The organism is Algoriphagus alkaliphilus, assembly GCF_900103735.1.
Classification (GTDB): domain Bacteria; phylum Bacteroidota; class Bacteroidia; order Cytophagales; family Cyclobacteriaceae; genus Algoriphagus; species Algoriphagus alkaliphilus.
Genome location: NZ_FMXE01000016.1, coordinates 21,055 through 39,241 on the forward strand (window position 1 = coordinate 21,055; position 18,187 = coordinate 39,241).

Genomic DNA, 18,187 nt, shown 5'->3' on the forward strand with positions numbered 1-18,187 from the left:
CCCAAATGGGATAGCTCAGACAAATTAAGGAGGAATTTTAATATCCCGGGTTTTGAACAAGTAGCTTGTTCCTGTTCATTTCGTCTCGGTGGATAGGCAGGAAATACATTTTGTCCAGCCATTGACGGTTTTCTTTACCTGGGTCCATTTCGATCACTCGGTATACATAATTGTAAATCTCGGGGTCATACCGATAGGTACTTAGAGTTTTACCCGGTTTAAGTGTTCCGGTGATGTTAATTCCGTTGGCCTTTCTTGAAAACATGGTAGGGGCAAGCATCCATCTACGGACATCATGAAAGCGTTGTTCTTCAAAAGCCATTTCAATTCTCCTTTCGTTTCTATAGCGTTCCTTCAGTGCCTCCCCGGTTTCGGTTACAGCGGGCTGGCCCACTCTGAACCTGATCTGATTGAGCCATGCTTTTGCTTCAGCCTCCTGACCCAATTCAATCGAGGCCTCTACATAATTCAATACTGCCTCCGTATATCTCAAAACCGGCCAAGGAACTTCTTGCCAGGAAGTTTGGTCTATGATAGCAGGATTTGGATCGATAAATTTACGGAAGTAATAGCCGGTATAGCTACCATTCCAATCTTCAATAGGGCTGCTTCTGGTATCCAATCCTGGATGATTTACTATCGTACCTGAGGCATTGGTCACTTGATAAGACCCGGTTTGGATTTGACCTAATGGATCACGAGGCTGATTTGCCAAGGAACGAGGCTTCCACTGTGCACCATCATATAGAACTGAAGCATAAAATCGTGCATCCCTGTTTTTGTAAGGGGCACTTGCGTGTTCGGAATTGCTCCATGTGAACTTGGTACCATCCATCATTTCATAATCATCAATAAGAGATTGTACCGGAGTATTTCCTGCCCAGTTATTGTACCCGTTAGGCCCATTGAATAAACCTTGTCTTCCTCCACCTTCAGCTTTTAAATTGATAAAATAACGGCCTAAAAGAATTTCTCTTTCACCACCGTTCCTTGCCATGGAATTATTTATATAGTTTGTGATTCCTTGAGCATGCGTCACTGGAGCACTCAATCCCATTAGGTTTCCGGTGGTAAGATCCAAAACTGCTTTTGCCGCATCCCGAGCCTTTTGCCATCTTTCTTGTCTGTTGCCGGAGGTATAGGCAATTAGGGATATATTGGTAAAGCTATTGATAGTCGCAGATTTTGCTTTAGCAGTAGGTCCATCACGAAGATCACTTGCCGCATAGAGCAATACTCTTGATTTCAGAGCCAATGCTGCTGCCTGAGTTGCTCTTCCGCGGATTGCTGCTTTTCCCATTAAAAGTCCCGCTGACTCATCGAGATCTTTGACAATGAAATTCACACATTCTTCAAAGGTATTTCTTGCTAATTCAAAAGTTTCAGAATTAAGAGTATAGGGTTCCGAAACAATTGGAAATCCCCCGTAATACCGAAGCAACTGATGAGAATAATAAGCGCGTAAGAATTTAGCATCTCCAATCAAACGATCTGTGGTAGCTCCTTTAATAGGGAATTTTGGATCGGTCAATTTCGCGATGGCTAGGTTTGCAGCCCGAATTCGGAGGTACATGTTTTGCCAGGAAATTGTACCGTTAATCCATCCCGGATCAGCTGGATTTGAGCGCGCCTCAGTTATTGTGGTTATATTTCTACCCGGGTGGGTAAACATGGCTTCATCGGTGAGGGATGCCAGCATCTGTTCATCAAAACCCCCGTTACCAAAGCCTTGGTAAATGCCAAGGACAAAAGCTTCTGCTAGTGCTATATCGCTCCATACACTGGTTTCGTCGACTTCTCCCAAAGGCTTGGTGTCAAGAAAGTCGTCGTTGCATGCAGTGAATGTAAAACAAGCCACAAGCAGAAAAGCCAAATAATTATTTATTCTTTTCATGATTGACAAAATTTAGAAAGTAACATTAAGACCTGCATTGATAACTCTTGCTTGCGGATAATATTGGCCGGTGGCACTTACTGTCTCAGGGTCGTAAACTTTTAATTTATCCCAAGTGAGTAGGTTCAGGCCGTTAATGTAGAGTCTAAGGTCTTTGACTCCGATTCTATCTACAAGATTTGAAGGAAGATTGTATCCCAATTCCACGTTTTTCAAACGGATGTAATCAGAACTTCTGAACCAATAGGAATTACCTCCTGAGAAATATTGATCACTCCGGTTTGCAATTCGCGGGTGAACAGAACTTGGATTATCAATGGTCCATCTGTCCTCATAGATATCCAGCAAAAAGTTACCGATGTTTCCGGATTCACCTGCACTTACATATTGTCTGGCACCTGCAGCACCTTGAAAGAGTAGGGATAAATCAAAACCTTTGAAGGCCATATTCAAAGTCATACCTCCCTGGAACAGCGGTATGTCGTTGTTGTCCATTCTCACCCGATCTTTATCCGTGATTGCCCCGTCGCCATCGATATCCTTGTATTTCATATCACCGGGACGAAGATTGTTTGTGATTGCCGAATAATTCAGTGGATTGCTGCTGATGTCTTCCTGAGTTGCAAAAACTCCGTCATATTGGTAAACCAAGAAAGTGTTCATTGGCTTTCCCGTTGATCGCTGCCACTCTGGAGCTCCCGGTGCTTCGTCCCAGAAGAGGATTTTGTTTTTGGCATATCCACCATTGACACCTACTGAGAAAGTCAAATCACCAATGTTTCCACGGTAGCCCAGATTGATATCAAAGCCTTTGTTCTCCACTTCTCCGATATTCTCGGCAGGAAGGATCAGACCAGTACTTTGGGGCACAGATGCGTTTTTCTGCCAAAGGATATTAGTTCTCTTATTGTAGAACAAATCAAGCTCGAAGAAAATCTTTCCCTGAAATAGTTGCCCTTCAAAACCCAGGTTGGAATTATTGGCAATTTCCCAAGTGATCAAAGGGTTGGGAACACGTCTTTCGAACAGTGTTTTTTGTTCCGTATTGTTGAAAATGTGTGAGCTGAAGCCGTAGGTGGATAAAAACTGGTATTCCTGAAGTTGGCCACCAAAGAAAATCTGGTCATTTCCAAGTTGACCCCAAGAACCTCTGATTTTAAAGAAGTCGACGGTCTTGCCGATTGAATTTTTCCAGAAACTCTCCTCTGAAACAACCCATCCTGCCATCACACCCGGGAAGAACCCATATCGCGTTTCTTTGGGGAAGATGTAGGAGCCATCATTTCTCCATAGAAACTCCAAAAGGTATTTTTCTTTGTAATTGTAAGCCATACGGCCGAAATAATTCAGTCGGGCTTGCTCAAAAGCACCTCCGTTATTGTTTCTCTCCAAATCTCCGCCGGCAAACATTTGATCAATTGCAGTGGAGATGAAATATCTTCTGAAAGCACTAAAATTGTTGCCATTGACAGTCTCTTTATTAAAACCAGCAAGGAAATTGACGGTATGGTTTTTATTGAAGGTCTTGTCGTAATTCACTACAGTACCCAAAAGAATATTTAATTGATTGGAATTTTGCTCATTCAAACTTGGATCAGCCGGCCCCCTTTTACTGGGAACCAATTTTGGAGTTACACCATCTGCTTCAAAGCCTTGTCCAAGTTGATATAAAGTCCATGGAATTTGCCATACTTTATTGAATTGCATTGTTTTATCAACAGCAGCCGTTCCTGTTACTTTTAATCCCTCAACACCCGGGATTTTGATTTCAAGATTTGCGTTGGTTTGGAAATAATCTCGCACATCACGATTATATCCTATCTGATCAGTGGTGATTACTACAGGGTTTTCGCCGTTTTCGATGTCAGGCCCTGGAAGGCCATTTGGCCAGAAAGCAGGCTGGTTAGGCTTACCTCTCATTTGCATACGGAATATTGTTGCCGCTGATCTTGGTGGATTGAACCTGAATTCCTCACGCCCCATTATTCCCAAACTCAATTTTACAAACTTGTTGATGTTGGCATCCAAGTTCATCCGGATATCATATTGCTTATACCCTGTGGCAGATTGCTTGTAGTAACCATCCTGATTCTGATATCCAATTGACGTCAAATATTTAACATTTTCATTGCCACCGGTCAACTGGATATTATATCTTGACTGTGGAGACCAGGTTTTCAAAGTTTCCTTATACCAATCGGTGTTAGGATAAAACCAAGGATCTGATCCGTTTCTGTACAATTCCAACTCGCTAGGTTTGTATGGAGCATTTCTTATCTGTCCATTTGGTCTTGTGAAAGATCCGGTAGTTTTGAAGGCCTGATTCGCTCCAGCCCATTCAGCGACTGGTAATCCGTAGATGTTTAGATCATTCAACATTTCCGCATATTGAGCGGCATCGGCCAAAGCAGGGATGACAGTAGGCTGGGCCCAACCCTGATTTACCTGAAAGGTCAATTCGGGTTTTCCTGATATGCCTCTTTTTGTTGTAACAAGAATTACCCCGTTTGCCGCTCTTGAACCATAGATGGCAGCAGAGGCATCTTTCAATACCGAAATACTTTCGATGTCGTTTGGATTGAGACGGTCCAAGCCACCCGCACGGGCAGGAATTCCGTCAATAACAATGAGGGCATCATTATTTCCCAAGGTGTTGGATCCCCTGATTCTGATGGCTGAACCATCATTACCAGGCTGCCCGCTTCGATTAACCGCCACAACTCCGGCCATACGGCCTGCAATGGAGTTGGAAAGGTTTACAGCAGGCGACTTTGCTAATTCAGACCCTTTTACAGTTGCTACGGAGCCTGTTATAGTCTCCCTCTTCTGCTCACCATAACCCACCACAATCACCTCTGCAAGTGACTTCATATCTGGGCCAAGGGTTACGCTAATCTCACTTCGAGCTCCTACCAAAACCTCTTGAGTAGTAAATCCTATAAAAGAAAAGACTAATACTGACTGATCAGAAGTGACAGAAATTCGAAACTTTCCGTCTACATCAGTAACTGTACCTGAGGTGGAACCTTTTAGAAGGATGGAAACCCCTGGAAGGGGTAAATTATCCTCACCGGAAATTACAACGCCAGACACCTCCTTGGTCTGGGCCTGTGCAGTACCTAAATTGATTAGGCACATCAAAAATGTCAGGCTTAGGAGCCTGGCATAGGTAGAGATTTTCATAGGCATTTTTGGGTTAGTGAAATTATACATCAAATTCCGCCAAATTCACTTAAAAATCTAACTGTATATCTCTATAAACTGACTGTTTTCTGTTGTTTATATAAATGGAAGAGTTATTTTTTGCCTTATTTTAAGATATGAACCTTTTTAGTAAAATTTTTTTCTTGGAATAATGATAATCAAGTTTTTCGTACATTGCTTAAGAAGAAAAGTCCTTTGGGCATTTCATTTTCAGATTTTTGAAATGAATTAGTCATTAAAGCCTTTTTACCACTTCTCTTTTTGGAATTCTTATCGACCACATTCCTCTCAAATCACCCACCTTATGACCTTTGGCATTGTCCTGAGGGTAAAGTTCGTTTAGCTTTTGAAGGGTCTCATCATTGATATCTTTCCCCGGATCACCATGACAACTCAGGCAAAACCCTCCGGGAATAACAATGGGTTTGGTATATAAGAAGACCTCTCCATTCTCAAATTTTTGAATATTTGGCTCACTTTTATTCCCACTTTCCACATTGTATTCATAAGCTTCCAAAATTGCCTTTTCTTCTTCATTGGGTTGGTCTGCCGGATTACGATAGCGATTTGATGCACGCCGAATTTCTACTCCATATTTTTGGTTTACTTCAGCTAAAATCGGAAGTGCCAGCACCTTACAAAATTCAACGGCCCCGGCCTCTCCTTTTTCTGCAATTGCAGATTGAAGATTTGAAATTAACTGTCGCTGTGCCTCTGAAGAAATTGAATCTCCCCAATCCATCGCTTCATCCAATATCTCAACCTCTACCAGCCGCTTAACTTCCATCGCCTGATTTACCTGCTCAAAAGTTTCTTTTGAAACCCGCTCCTGAGGACCACAGGAAAACTGTAAAAATGCGGCAATCCCTAAAATGATTAGCTTCTTCATATGATTTTAATTTGATTTTTATAGGCCATACCAGCCTGCAGGGAATTTCGCATTATGGATAATCTTGCCAGCAACTGCAGTTTTGCATCGAGCCTGTCTGCCACAGGCTCGATTTCATATCCTTTTGAATTTTAGCTTAAATTTATCAAGCATTTTTAGATAACTGTTCAGAACACTTGATTAACTTAAAACTGTTTGTGGTATACTTTAAGGATCTAATATTTTGTTAAGTCTTCATATTGAAGCAATTATTCATGGAATGAAATGAAAAGAATCTCTATTACACTCTTTTTACTCCTCTTTTTATCGATGGAATCCTGGTCTCAAATCTGGACTCGTATGCAAAGTTGGGGACTGGACTTCGAATCTATTGTTTGGATTAATGAAACTGAAGGGGTGATTGTTGGAGAAAATTTGATCATCCGCACCAGTGATGGTGGAGCGACATGGGATGAGGTATTGCAAAAATTTGACACTCGATTTTCGGATGTTGCCTTTTTGAGAAACGGTCATGGGGTAGTCGTAGGTGAAAAAGGGGTGATTTTTACGAGTTCCGATTTTGGAAAAAGCTGGGAACAAAAGACCTCAGGAACTCAAAACAACCTTCGAAGTGTAGCCAAAACGGCATCCACACAACTTGTGGCGGTTGGCCAAAACGGGGAAATTCTTCTGTCAATTAACTCGGGAACAACCTGGTCAAAGGTATCCAGCGGCACCAACTTGGGACTAAACGATATCACATTTGTAAATGAAAACACTGCTTTTATAACTGCCGATCAAGGCAGAATTCTTAAATCTTTTGATAAAGGGAATACCTGGAACGTCACTGCTATTGCCGCCAACAGGGACTTGTTTGGCCTTGTATTTCCAGATCCTATGACAGGCTACGTGGTAGGTCAGAATGGCGCAATTCTAAAAACATCAAACGGAGGAGAATCCTGGTCCGAATTAATTTCGAATACAAACCAGACGCTAAGAAAGGTCACTGTCAGTCCCCTTGACATTCGGGTTATTGTGGCGGTGGGTGATAGAGCTACTATCGTGAGAACAGTGAATGCCGGCAGCACTTTTGCCAATCTCAATCTTGGAGCTACCAATACACGAAACATCAAAAATATTGCTTTCAAACCAAATTCGGCCCTTTCATCTGCTGTGGGACAAGATGGATATCTTCTGAACTCCACAAACTCGGGTGCAAGTTGGGTTCAAAAATTTGCCGGCATTCGAAATAACTTTACTTCTGTTGATTTCAAAAGCATAAACACCGGATACATTGCAGGGGAAAATGGCGGCTTATTTGTCACCTCCAACGGAGCGGCCACCCTTGTTAGCAGACCAATTCCCGAACCCCTTCTTATTCAAACCATAGACTTTTGGAATACCAGCTACGGCTTCACCAGTTCGGCGGGAGGAAAAATATACCGCACGGGAAATTCTGGTAGCAATTGGGTGCCGCTTTCACTTTCGGTAAACAGAACTATTTCCGGATTTTACTTATTTGCTCCTTCTGTCATCTATGCAGCAGGCAATAATGGCTATATCACAAGGTCTACTGATTCGGGAGTGACTTGGGACCAAACCGTAAAATCCAACACGGCCAAAAACCTGAAAGATGTTACTTTTTTTGATTTCGTTTTCGGTTTTGCCATGGGCGATAACGGTCAAATCAGTCGAAGCGCAGGCGGAAGTGAGTGGGAGACACTACCAAAAGTGACGGAGGAAAATCTAAATGCCCTAGCCAAATTGGATACGATACGCGCAATTATTGTAGGAAATGCCGGAACAATACTTAAAACGGATGACAAAGCCAGAACATGGCGAAAAATCGAATCCGGGACCTCGAAAAATCTAAACTCCATCGCCTTTTTTGGTGAAAATATCGGATTCATTGCCGGAGATGAGGGAGTAGCATTGGTCACGCTTGACGGGGGTGAAACTTGGATTAAGTCCTCCACCGGAACAGTTCGAAACTTGACAGGGGTAAGTCCTGGCACCGACTCCAAAGCTTATTTTGTGGGTCAGGATGGATCCATCATTACCTATACTTGCATCCCTCCGGTGGGGACTTTGGGAGAAATCACGGGTGAATCGAAATCCTGTCTGGCAAATACAACCTACCGAATAACCCAACTTCCAAGCCCGGGATCTGAAATCATCTGGAGGATAGACGGAGGAGAAATAATTTCCGGCCAAGGAACCAGTCAAATTGAAGTCAAATGGAATACACCGGGTAGAAATGCAGTCTTGGTCAGTCGTTCCAATTTTTGTGGCAGTGGAGAGACTTCCGCTTTGGAAGTAGAGGTGATTCCAAGCCCCGCTCTTAATCTGGTTATCACAGGAGATGGGGCTGTCTGTAAGGACAACTCTTACAACTATTCCCTTCCAAAGTTTGATGGGACAACTTATACTTGGAACGTGACCGGAGGCGAAATTACCCAAGGACAGGGAACGCATAAAGTCGAGGTCAAATGGACACTTTCAGGACAGCAGCAGTTAAGTGTTTCGCAGGAGAGTCGATGTGGACCCGCTGCACCAATTCTGAAAACGATCACGGTGAATGCTGCTCCCGATTCACCATTGGGTATTTCCGGTGAACCCCGAGTGGGGCTCGGAGAGCAAATCTATGAGGTAACTGCGACGGCAGGATTGAACTATCGCTGGAGTCTATCCGGCGGGGGAAGAATTCTGGCAGGACAGGGGACCGGAAGGGTCATTATTTTGTGGGAAAATGAGGGGGACTATGAACTTGCCATTGAAGCTCAAAATGCGTGCAACTACAGCCCAAAGCGAATCCTGTCGGTGAATGTAAACGTCATCACTTCTTCAGAGCCTTTCGATGAAGGAGATCTGAAGGTCTATCCTAATCCAAGTCAGGGGAATCTGAGCATTTCATCAAAGGCTTTGGATTCGTGGTCCATTGTCTTCATTTACAATTTTGTTGGTCAAGTAGTAGAAACAAGGTCAATCCCACCTTATCAAAATGAAATGCGATTCGATAACCTTCCGAAAGGTTTTCTTTTGATTCAGCTTCTGGGCAAAAATGGTATTGTCTCCAAAAAAATACTGGTTCGGTAGCTTGGATGTGTATTGATGGAAATATGTTAAACCCGGACTATGCATTAGGTTTCGTTATGAGGACAGTAAGTGCAATAAAATCAGGCTGTTTGGAGACTGAGGCATAGCACCGCTATGGTGAAGTCGAAAACAGCAACGTAGTGACTGATTTTGATGCAATTACTGGCCACAATAGAATTGCTAATGCATATTTCGGGTTAAAGGAAAGCGAGAACAAAATAAGCCATCGGAAACCGAAGTTTATTTATTCCTCATCGCGGATCATCACATATTGGAAAATATCGCCAACCCTGCCTCTTTTGATAAATGCTTTTTTTAGAATTGCTTCGGGGATGTATCCCGCTTTTTCCAGTACATTCATAGATTCTCCATTGAAGTCATAGACTTGGGCATAGATTCGCTGGATATCAAATTTTTCAAATACATATTTGGTGTAAAGCTTTACCGCTTCGGAGGCAATCCCTTTTCCCCAAAATGGTTCCCCCACCCAAAATCCTAATTCCAAATTAGTTCGGAGTTCATCTTTTCCGCGTTCTGAACCGATGGACCCGGCCAGCTTTCCCTCATATTCGATGGCAAAGTTTTGCGGTGGGTTAAACTTCTGATTGTGTTCTATCCAGTGCCTCGCGTCATGAATGGTATAAGGCTGAGGATAACTGTCCCTCAGATTCATGGCAATTTTGGGGTTATTGGCTAGCGGATAGAGTTGATGAAAATGGGAGTCATTCCAAGTGACTAGGTTAATTTCTTTTTCTCCTGTTATGATCATAAAAGTAGGTAGGTTATTCCTCCGCTGGTTAATTGTTTGTTCAATATACTTTGTTAATTGATTTCTTCAAAGTCTGTTCCACTTACTCGATTCCTCCGGCTTTCATTTTCTCAAGGTTTTCTGCCAATCGCAGTGCAGAGATGAATTCCTCGATATGCCCATCCATCACATCCGGTAGATTATAGACCGTTTTGTTGATCCTGTGGTCTGTGACACGGGATTGGGAGTAGTTATAAGTCCTGATTTTGTCCGACCGGTCACCACTGCCCACCATTGATCTACGCTGGGCACCGACAGCATCATTGTGCTTGGTCAGTTCGATTTCATAGAGTCTGGAGCGCAATACTTTGAGTGCTTTTTCAAAGTTTTTGATCTGGGATTTTTCATCCTGACAGGTCACTACCAAGCCCGAAGGAAGGTGGGTCAACCTCACTGCGGAATAGGTGGTATTTACGGACTGACCGCCCGGACCGGAAGAACAATAGGTGTCCTTGCGAATCTCATTCATGTCCAGGTGTACCTCAACTTCATCCATTTCGGGTAAAACAGCCACAGATGCGGCAGAGGTATGCACCCTGCCTTGGGATTCTGTGGCAGGCACCCGCTGGACTCGATGTACTCCCGATTCATATTTGAGCATGCCATATACGTCGGCACCCGAGACGGTGGCAATGATTTCTTTGTACCCGCCCGCAGATCCAAAAGTCAAATCGAGTACCGTGAGCTTCCAACCCTGCATTTCACAGAACCGCTCATACATCCGAAACAAATCCCCGGCAAAGATCGAAGCTTCGTCTCCTCCTGTGCCTCCTCTGATTTCCAGAATACAGTCTTTGGAGTCATTTGGATCCTTTGGAATCAGCAGCTGCTTCACCACTTCTTCAAGCACATCCTTTCGCTCCCGAAGGTAATCCAACTCTGCTTTTGCCATTTCACGGAATTCCGGATCCTTTTCTTTATCCAGCACCTCTTTGGAGCTGTAGATGTTTTGAAGCACAAGCTTGTACTCGTCATAGGCAATGACGATTTTCTCAAGTTCTTTGTATTCCTTGGATAGCTTGGTGTATTTGCTCATGTCGGACATGGAGTCCGGCATGATGATGAGTTGACCTACTTCTTCGAAACGGTCTTTCAGGGCTTGTAATTTGTCCAGCATGGGTTTTATTCGCTGCGCAAAAGTAAGGAATTTATCGGGTGAGTAGTCTAAAATTGTCAACTCACACCCCTAAGATGTTGCGCCCGGATTGGAAAATCCGTTCTTGAGGCATGAGAAACCTGCCTGTTTTATTGTTCTTTGGCGCGCTTTTTACTTTTTCCCACTGTGAAGAAGAAAATCCCTTAGCAAATTGTATAGATCCTGAAAAGATCAGGTCAGGGCCATGCACGTTCGATTATACTCCGGTTTGCGGTTGCGACGGAAAAACTTACTTCAATGCCTGTGCCGCTGACCTATCGGGCCTCAAGTCATGGACCCAAGGTGAATGTAAATAATATGGACAGGAACTGATTCCTTGGGTTTAAGATCAATCCATTTTAAAAGGTTAAAGCTAGTCACACAGGTAATTTTACAGGTCGCTGTGTTACTTAATCAAATTTGTTTGATGGTAGGATTGTGGAGTCTGTATATCCGCTTTCTTACCAGTAGCCATAGGAAATAAGGATAGAAGTCCGATGAGACGAGCTGTGGACTGTGGACGGTCGTCTGTCGACGATTATCCGCTTTTTGCAATTTCAATTTTAGCAAACTGGTAGAATTGCGGATAATCATATTGTGGAAATACATATCAGGTAAAATCAACATGTCATGAAAACAAAAAGCCCGAAAATCACTTCGGGCTTTTTGATATAAGATAGAACTAGGTTATTCGACTGTTACAGATTTTGCCAAGTTTCTCGGTTGATCTACATTACAACCTCTCATCACGGCGATGTGGTAAGAAAGCAGCTGCAAGGGAACTACTGCCACCAAAGGGACGAATGCCTCGTGCACAGCAGGAATCTCGATGACGTGATCCGCCATAGCTTTTACTTGGGTATCACCTTCTGTCACTACTGCGATCACTTTCCCTTTTCTGGCTTTTACCTCCTGAATGTTGCTCACCACTTTTTCATAGGAGCTGTCCTGGGTCGCAATGAAGAAAACAGGCATGGCCTCATCAATCAAAGCAATCGGACCGTGCTTCATCTCGGCAGCGGGGTAACCTTCAGCATGGATGTAAGAAATCTCCTTCAGCTTCAATGCTCCTTCCAGTGCAACAGGGAAATTGTATCCCCGTCCCAGATACAGGGCATTGGTCACGTCTTTATATTCTGCTGCAATCTCTTTGATCAGGTCATTGGTCAGCAAAGCTCTTTCCACCTTGGCAGGTATAGCTTCCAGCTCGTTCAGGAGTTGGATGTATTTATTTTCCGGCAGGGTCCCGCGCTGATAGCCCAGCTTAAGTGCCATCATCGCCAATACGGAGATCTGTGCTGTAAAGGCTTTGGTGGAGGCAACTCCTATTTCCGGACCTGCGTGGGTATAGGAACCTGCATGCGTGGCTCTGGGAATGGAAGAGCCCACCACATTACACACTCCGAAAATTGTTGCTCCTTTGGACTTTGCAAGTTCAATCGCAGCCAAAGTATCTGCGGTCTCTCCGGATTGGGAGATCGCAATCACAAAATCTTTTTCGCTGATGACCGGATTACGATATCTGAACTCCGAAGCGTATTCCACTTCCACGGGTACTCTGGCAAACTCTTCAAAAAGATATTCTGCTACCAATCCGGCATGCCAAGAGGTACCACAGGCTGTGATAATAATGCGCTCCGCATTCTGAAATTTATTCATGTAATCCCGTAGTCCGCCCAGTACCAGTCTACCGGATTTGGCATCCAGACGACCTCTCAGACAATCTGCGATAGACTTGGGCTGTTCGTAGATTTCTTTGAGCATGAAATGCTCGTAACCACCCTTTTCGATGGCTTCCAGCTCCATTTCGAGCTGATTGATGTAAGGGTTGGTTTCTACGTTTTCGATGGTTTTGACTTGCAACTTTCCATCTCGAATCACCGCAATCTCATAGTCGTCAAGATAAACGACCTTATTGGTGTATTCGATAATCGGTGTCGCATCTGAAGCCAAAAAGAACTCCTCTTCTCCAACTCCGATAACTAATGGAGAACCTTTACGTGCTGCAATGAGTGTATCAGGCTCTTCTTTATTGATTAATACAATGGCATAAGCACCGACCACTTTGTGCAAAGCCAGCCGAAGGGCTTCTTCCAGTGTGCAATGGTTATTAACGTAGATGTCTTCAATAAATTTGACAAAAACTTCCGTATCGGTATCACTATCAAAGGTATAGCCTTTTTGAAGTAGATCTTTTTTTAACACTTCGTAATTTTCGATGATTCCGTTGTGAATCATCGCAAACTTCTCAGAAGCCGAATAATGCGGGTGAGCATTGACATCATTCGGTTCACCGTGTGTAGCCCATCGGGTATGACCTATCCCGATTTTTGACTTTACTTCCCCGTTTGACTCCAGATACTTCTCTAGTTCAGAGACTTTTCCCTTCTTTTTATAGATACTTAACCCGTGCTTATCCAATAAAGCAACACCGGCCGAATCATATCCTCTATATTCTAATCTTCTGAGACCTTTGAGGATAATGGGCAAAGCTTCCTGCTGCCCGACATACGCGACAATTCCACACATACTTAAAAATTCTTAAAAGTTTTTTTAAACTTCCACAAAGAAACAGCTTTCATGCCAAAAAAAATAATCCACTTCCCTAAAAAAGAGAAGTGGATCTGTGTTACTTTTTCGAAATTGAAAGTTTATCTCGATTTAGAATAGATGACCTTGACTTTGATTTTGTCCTTATTTACCGTGAACTGTCTAAGGGACATTCTAAAATCGTCGATAAAAGAACTTCGATTTACAAGTCCGCCATACAGCAACCAGTCTGTACGGGCTATATCGCCTCTGTATAAAGCATTGAGATAGGACGTTATATCGAGAGAATATTGATTAGTTCGGGCTACATAGTTGGAGACCGCGGGAGCTCTGTCCGGAAGCACCTTATTCCCACTTGCATCCAAGTCGAATTGAGGCTGTTTAGTTAATTGAAGCGTTACGGGGTTATTATCCAGTCTTCTTCGGATAAACTTATTGGATTGGTCCGTGAAATAGGTGTAGAAAAGTGGAAGATTATTCTGTCCTGTAGGCAACGCTCTTACCTCATCGATTTCAAAAATCACCTGATTAAAGACCACTCCCGAGAGCGTATCCAGAAATGCATCAAATGGGCTGGTGTCGATTTTCAAAGACATACCGAGCGTACCTTTCATTCCTACGATAGGTCCTACATCATAATCTCTCCCCCGCTGTACAATACTTGCAGTGGGCGTAGCTGATCTGTCAGATTTGATGCCATTAAAACTTCTGGCGGGGAAGGTGGTAATTCGGTATCGACTTGCAACGGTATCACCTAAATAATGGTAATATAGATCCATCCCGGTGTCCCGACCTACATTCATTCCTATAGTCGCATTATTCGCAGGATCGGATTTGATTGCAATACCTTGCCAAAATCTACGGAAATCAAACAAGCTTTGAATCTCTCTGCCGTTTTGGATTTTGGAGAACACTCCAACTGCAAAATCATTTTTTGCACGGAAGGAAATGGTGGTATCTCTTATATCTCCAAAGGTAAAGCTGAGCTCGGCAATCGGTGTAGGCGCAAAACTCAACTCATCAAAATTGAAATAAAGCGTATCCAGGATCGGTTCAGATAATTGATATACCGAAAACTTCTTGGGCTGATCAAGATTGGTTCCGTTTACACTGACCACGTCAAATTTAAACAAGGCTGAATCAAAAATTGCATCATTTCGAGGTCGCACTGCGCCTATGTCAATGGTCATTCTCGAATAGGCCGTCACTTCGGTTTTCCCAAAAAAATCATCCACCTCATATCCTGTAAGTAGGACAGAGGAATTGGTGGTGTTGAACGAGTCAACCAACACCATTCGTGCGTCAAGATTGAACTCTCTGTAGAAAACACCAATTTGGTTGTTTCCAGGAGCTAACTCCAACCCGACAGATGCCGGGTCGCTGCATGAACTGATGAGAAGGATTGAAATGAAAGCGGAAACCGCCAGTTTACCCGGCAAGGTTGTTATAGATGCCGAAAAGCTCGTCATGAGCTTGTTGCTCTTCTTCGATACTAATTTCAAACTGTTTGTCTTTTGAGAAATCCTCGATGAGTTGGTTTAATTCTGCAGAGACACCGCTACCCTTTACCACCAAATCGGCATATTCCATCCCGATCTTGATAAAGCCTGCGAAGTCTTTGGTCTTCAAAGATGCCAAAATAGTGTCATCGATATCCACCATCTTAACCTTGTTTAACAAATCGTCGCCAAAGGTATGCGAAAATCCATTGTTATAGATCGCAAAGACAGTTTTAGTGTCCTTAAAAAGTGGTTCGTTTTTATAGGTAGTCTTCAGATACATCGGGATAAGCGAAGTCATCCAATCATTGCAATGGACAATGTCAGGAGCCCATCCTAATTTTTTGACGGTCTCGATGACTCCTTTACAGAAGAAAATAGCGCGCTCGTCATTGTCTTCATAGAATTTCAGCTGCTTATCATGAAAAACATGCTTTCGCTGAAAATAGTCCTCATTGTCAATAAAATAAACCTGAAGCTTGGCATTGGGAATCGAGGCAACCTTGATGATCAACGGCTTCTCTTCATCACCTACTGCGATGTTGATCCCGGAAAGTCTGACCACTTCGTGAAGTCTGTTTTTTCGCTCATTGATCAACCCGAACTTAGGTACCAAAATACGGATTTCCATCCCGCGCTCTTGCATGGCTTGGGGAAGGGATCGTAAGAAATTGGCTACTTCAGAAGTTTGTAAGAAAGGGTTGATTTCACTGGCAACGTAGAGGATACGTAGTTTGGACATGCTTAGGGGATTTTAATGAACGTGATAAACAACGGCACAAAGATAAATAAAAAATGGCTAAAAGCATTGTAATTCTGGATTATAATCTAGTTTTGCCCCAATTAGCCGAAATACTACCTACGCGTGAAGCTAATCCGCACAGGAGCCGAATGGAACCCCCTATGGCTCAATCACCTTCGAAATAATCAGCAAATCGGACTCGTTCCCACGATGGGTGCCCTCCATGACGGGCACTTGGATTTGGTTGCCAAATCCCGCTCCACTTGCGATGTGACCCTAGTTTCTATTTTTGTCAACCCAACTCAATTCAATAACCCGGAGGATTTTCAGAAATACCCGAAAACCCTGGATCTGGATCTGGAAAAATTAACACAGGCCGGAGTTGACTATGTCTTTTTGCCTTCGGTGGAAGAGATGTATCCTGCCCCAACTCAATTGAAATTTTACTTTGGGGATTTGGAGCATGTGCTAGAAGGCAAATTCAGACCGGGGCATTTCAATGGAGTAGGCATAGTAGTTTCCAAACTTTTTCATCTCATCCGACCCCATGTTTCCTTTTTTGGACAAAAAGACCTACAGCAAGTCGCAATCATCAAACGTCTGGTGGCCGATCTTTCCTTTGACCTAAAGCTGGAAGTCATCCCTACCAGACGGGAAGTTGATGGATTGGCGATGTCCTCCAGAAATTTGCGTCTCAGTCCTCAGGAAAGGCTGACCGCTTTACTCCTTTTTTCCAGTTTGGAAAAAGCCAAGACTGAACTATTGAATGGGAAATCATGGTTTGAAATTCAAGTTGAAATTAGATCCGGATTTGAAAATGAACCATTCGCACAATTGGAATATTTAGAATTGATTCATCCGGATTCCTTTGAGACTTATACTGTCTTTGACTCAATACAAAAATCTTCAATCTGCGTGGCAGCTTTTATTGGAGCTGTCCGTTTGATAGACAACATGCCGATTATTTCTTAATCTTGCGGCCGAAAAACCAAACCAATGATTATCCAAGTCTTAAAATCCAAGATACACCGGGTAAAAATCACTCAGGCTGAACTGCACTATGTAGGATCCATTACGATCGACGAAGAGTTGATGGATGCTGCTAATCTGATCGAAAATGAGAAAGTCCAGGTCGTAAACGTAAATAACGGAGAGCGCCTGGAGACATACGTAATCAAGGGTGAAAGAGGCAGTGGGCAAGTATGCCTCAACGGTCCGGCAGCAAGAAAAGCGGCTGTCGGAGACATTGTCATTATCATTTCCTATGCGGGAATGGAATTTGAGCAAGCAAAAAAACACAAGCCTATTCTTATCTTTCCTGACGAAAGAAATAAACTCATCTGATGCTCAATCCCAAGGTTAAACAAGGAATCCAGGTCGCTGTATCATTGACGGTAGCGGTCTGGATTTTCTGGTTTTTATACAAAGATATCGAGATGACAAGCCTGATGGCTCAGTTGCGCTCATCAAATTGGTTTTGGATTGTTTCCTCTTTGGCCATTTCACTTTTCGGATTTTGGGTTCGTGGCTGGCGATGGGCTCTTTTGATCCAAGCCGATGAAGGCAAACCTGTCACTGCTAACCGTGCCTACCATGCCGTGATGGTAGGCTATCTGGCCAATATGCTTGTTCCAAGGGCAGGTGAAGTCGCCAGATGTGGAGTGCTCTCCAGAACAAACGGCATCTCAGTGGGGCATTTGATCGGTACGGTAATTTTAGAAAGGAGCATTGATCTTGTATTTTTGACAGGAACCATCCTTCTGGCCTTTGTTCTCGAAAACAACCTGTTCCTGGCTCTTGCACGGGAATTGGTTGATGTGGAAAGTCTTGGCCAAAAACTATTCAATAATCTTCCGATTCTACTTGGAGGCCTGATCATCTTTTTCCTGTTCCTTTACCTTCTTTTCAAAAGGTTCCGAAACCACGGGATTGTCAATAAGCTTCAAAATTTTGGACGGCAGCTCCTGTCAGGAGTGAAAAGTATTTCTACCCTCAAAAATCCAATAGGCTTTTGGGCCAGCTCATTTTTGATATGGATTATCTACTTTTTGACTATGTACTTGGTCTCTCTTGCAATCCAAAGTACTGCCAACTTGACACCCGGGGAAGTTCTCTTGGTGATGGTCATGGGAAGTATTGGCATGATTGCCCCTGTCCAAGGGGGTATTGGGACCTTTCATGCATTGGTGGCTTACATTTTGATCCAATTTGGAGTGTCAGATTCAGACGGTAAGATTTTCGCAGCCATCATCCATGGAACCCAAACGATCATGATCGTGATCGTTGGATTGATCAGCTGGATAGTAATGATGAGAATCCCTGCTTGGATTAAACCTGACAAGGCATAACTTCGTATTAACACCCAGTTTTAAACCACTTAATAAAATGATT

Annotated in this window: 13 protein-coding genes; 5 read left to right on the top strand and 8 right to left on the bottom strand. The window is 43.3% G+C overall.

Annotated features, from left to right (window positions below; translation table 11 throughout):
- Positions 1-37: 37 nt before the first annotated feature.
- The 3 genes from BLQ81_RS12120 to BLQ81_RS12130 form a co-directional block, all read right to left on the bottom strand.
- On the bottom strand, positions 38-1,894 hold the full coding sequence (locus BLQ81_RS12120) for a RagB/SusD family nutrient uptake outer membrane protein (RefSeq protein WP_092730342.1): 1,857 nt from the start codon (positions 1,892-1,894) through the stop codon (positions 38-40).
- Positions 1,895-1,906: 12 nt separating this feature from the next.
- Positions 1,907-5,077, bottom strand: a complete 3,171-nt coding sequence (locus BLQ81_RS12125) for a SusC/RagA family TonB-linked outer membrane protein (protein WP_092730344.1) — start codon at positions 5,075-5,077, stop codon at positions 1,907-1,909.
- A gap of 256 nt (positions 5,078-5,333) precedes the next feature.
- Positions 5,334-5,987: a Tll0287-like domain-containing protein gene (locus tag BLQ81_RS12130; protein ID WP_092730346.1), complete on the bottom strand. Its 654-nt coding sequence runs from the start codon at positions 5,985-5,987 to the stop codon at positions 5,334-5,336.
- A 264-nt stretch (positions 5,988-6,251) separates the two neighbouring features.
- Here BLQ81_RS12130 and BLQ81_RS12135 point away from each other — a divergent pair, with 264 nt between their 5' ends.
- Complete coding sequence (locus tag BLQ81_RS12135; protein WP_092730348.1) at positions 6,252-9,062, top strand: YCF48-related protein; 2,811 nt, start codon at positions 6,252-6,254, stop codon at positions 9,060-9,062.
- Positions 9,063-9,306: 244 nt separating this feature from the next.
- Here BLQ81_RS12135 and BLQ81_RS12140 read toward each other — a convergent pair whose 3' ends face one another.
- Entirely contained in the window at positions 9,307-9,831 is a 525-nt protein-coding gene (locus tag BLQ81_RS12140) for a GNAT family N-acetyltransferase (RefSeq protein ID WP_092730350.1), read from the bottom strand.
- 82 nt (positions 9,832-9,913) lie between these two features.
- The gene (gene prfA, locus BLQ81_RS12145; protein ID WP_092730352.1) at positions 9,914-10,987 is read right to left on the bottom strand and encodes a peptide chain release factor 1; all 1,074 of its coding nucleotides are present in this window, start codon (positions 10,985-10,987) and stop codon (positions 9,914-9,916) included.
- A 110-nt stretch (positions 10,988-11,097) separates the two neighbouring features.
- On the opposite strand from prfA, the gene BLQ81_RS12150 reads away from it, so the two are divergent.
- Positions 11,098-11,322, top strand: a complete 225-nt coding sequence (locus BLQ81_RS12150; protein ID WP_092730354.1) for a Kazal-type serine protease inhibitor family protein — start codon at positions 11,098-11,100, stop codon at positions 11,320-11,322.
- Positions 11,323-11,692: 370 nt separating this feature from the next.
- Here the strand turns inward: BLQ81_RS12150 and glmS are convergent, their stop codons facing one another.
- From glmS to BLQ81_RS12165, 3 genes are all read right to left on the bottom strand, one after another.
- The gene (glmS, locus tag BLQ81_RS12155) at positions 11,693-13,534 is read right to left on the bottom strand and encodes a glutamine--fructose-6-phosphate transaminase (isomerizing) (RefSeq protein ID WP_092730356.1); all 1,842 of its coding nucleotides are present in this window, start codon (positions 13,532-13,534) and stop codon (positions 11,693-11,695) included.
- A 122-nt stretch (positions 13,535-13,656) separates the two neighbouring features.
- Positions 13,657-15,024, bottom strand: coding sequence for a DUF4270 family protein (locus BLQ81_RS12160; RefSeq protein ID WP_092730358.1), 1,368 nt, complete (start codon positions 15,022-15,024; stop codon positions 13,657-13,659).
- Positions 14,984-15,796, bottom strand: coding sequence for a glycogen/starch synthase (locus BLQ81_RS12165; protein ID WP_092730360.1), 813 nt, complete (start codon positions 15,794-15,796; stop codon positions 14,984-14,986). Before BLQ81_RS12165 ends, BLQ81_RS12160 begins: the two co-directional genes overlap by 41 nt.
- A gap of 123 nt (positions 15,797-15,919) precedes the next feature.
- Here BLQ81_RS12165 and panC point away from each other — a divergent pair, with 123 nt between their 5' ends.
- Genes panC through BLQ81_RS12180 form a run of 3 tightly spaced genes read left to right on the top strand, consistent with a single transcriptional unit; the run spans position 15,920 to position 18,144 of the window.
- Positions 15,920-16,768, top strand: coding sequence for a pantoate--beta-alanine ligase (panC, locus tag BLQ81_RS12170; protein WP_092730362.1), 849 nt, complete (start codon positions 15,920-15,922; stop codon positions 16,766-16,768).
- Between the two features lie 24 nt (positions 16,769-16,792).
- Positions 16,793-17,140: an aspartate 1-decarboxylase gene (gene panD / locus BLQ81_RS12175; RefSeq protein WP_092730364.1), complete on the top strand. Its 348-nt coding sequence runs from the start codon at positions 16,793-16,795 to the stop codon at positions 17,138-17,140.
- Positions 17,140-18,144 carry a lysylphosphatidylglycerol synthase transmembrane domain-containing protein gene (locus BLQ81_RS12180; RefSeq protein ID WP_092730366.1) on the top strand — a complete coding sequence of 335 codons (1,005 nt, stop codon included), beginning with the start codon at positions 17,140-17,142 and terminating at the stop codon, positions 18,142-18,144. The genes panD and BLQ81_RS12180 overlap by 1 nt, the downstream gene beginning before the upstream one ends.
- Positions 18,145-18,187 lie beyond the last annotated feature (43 nt).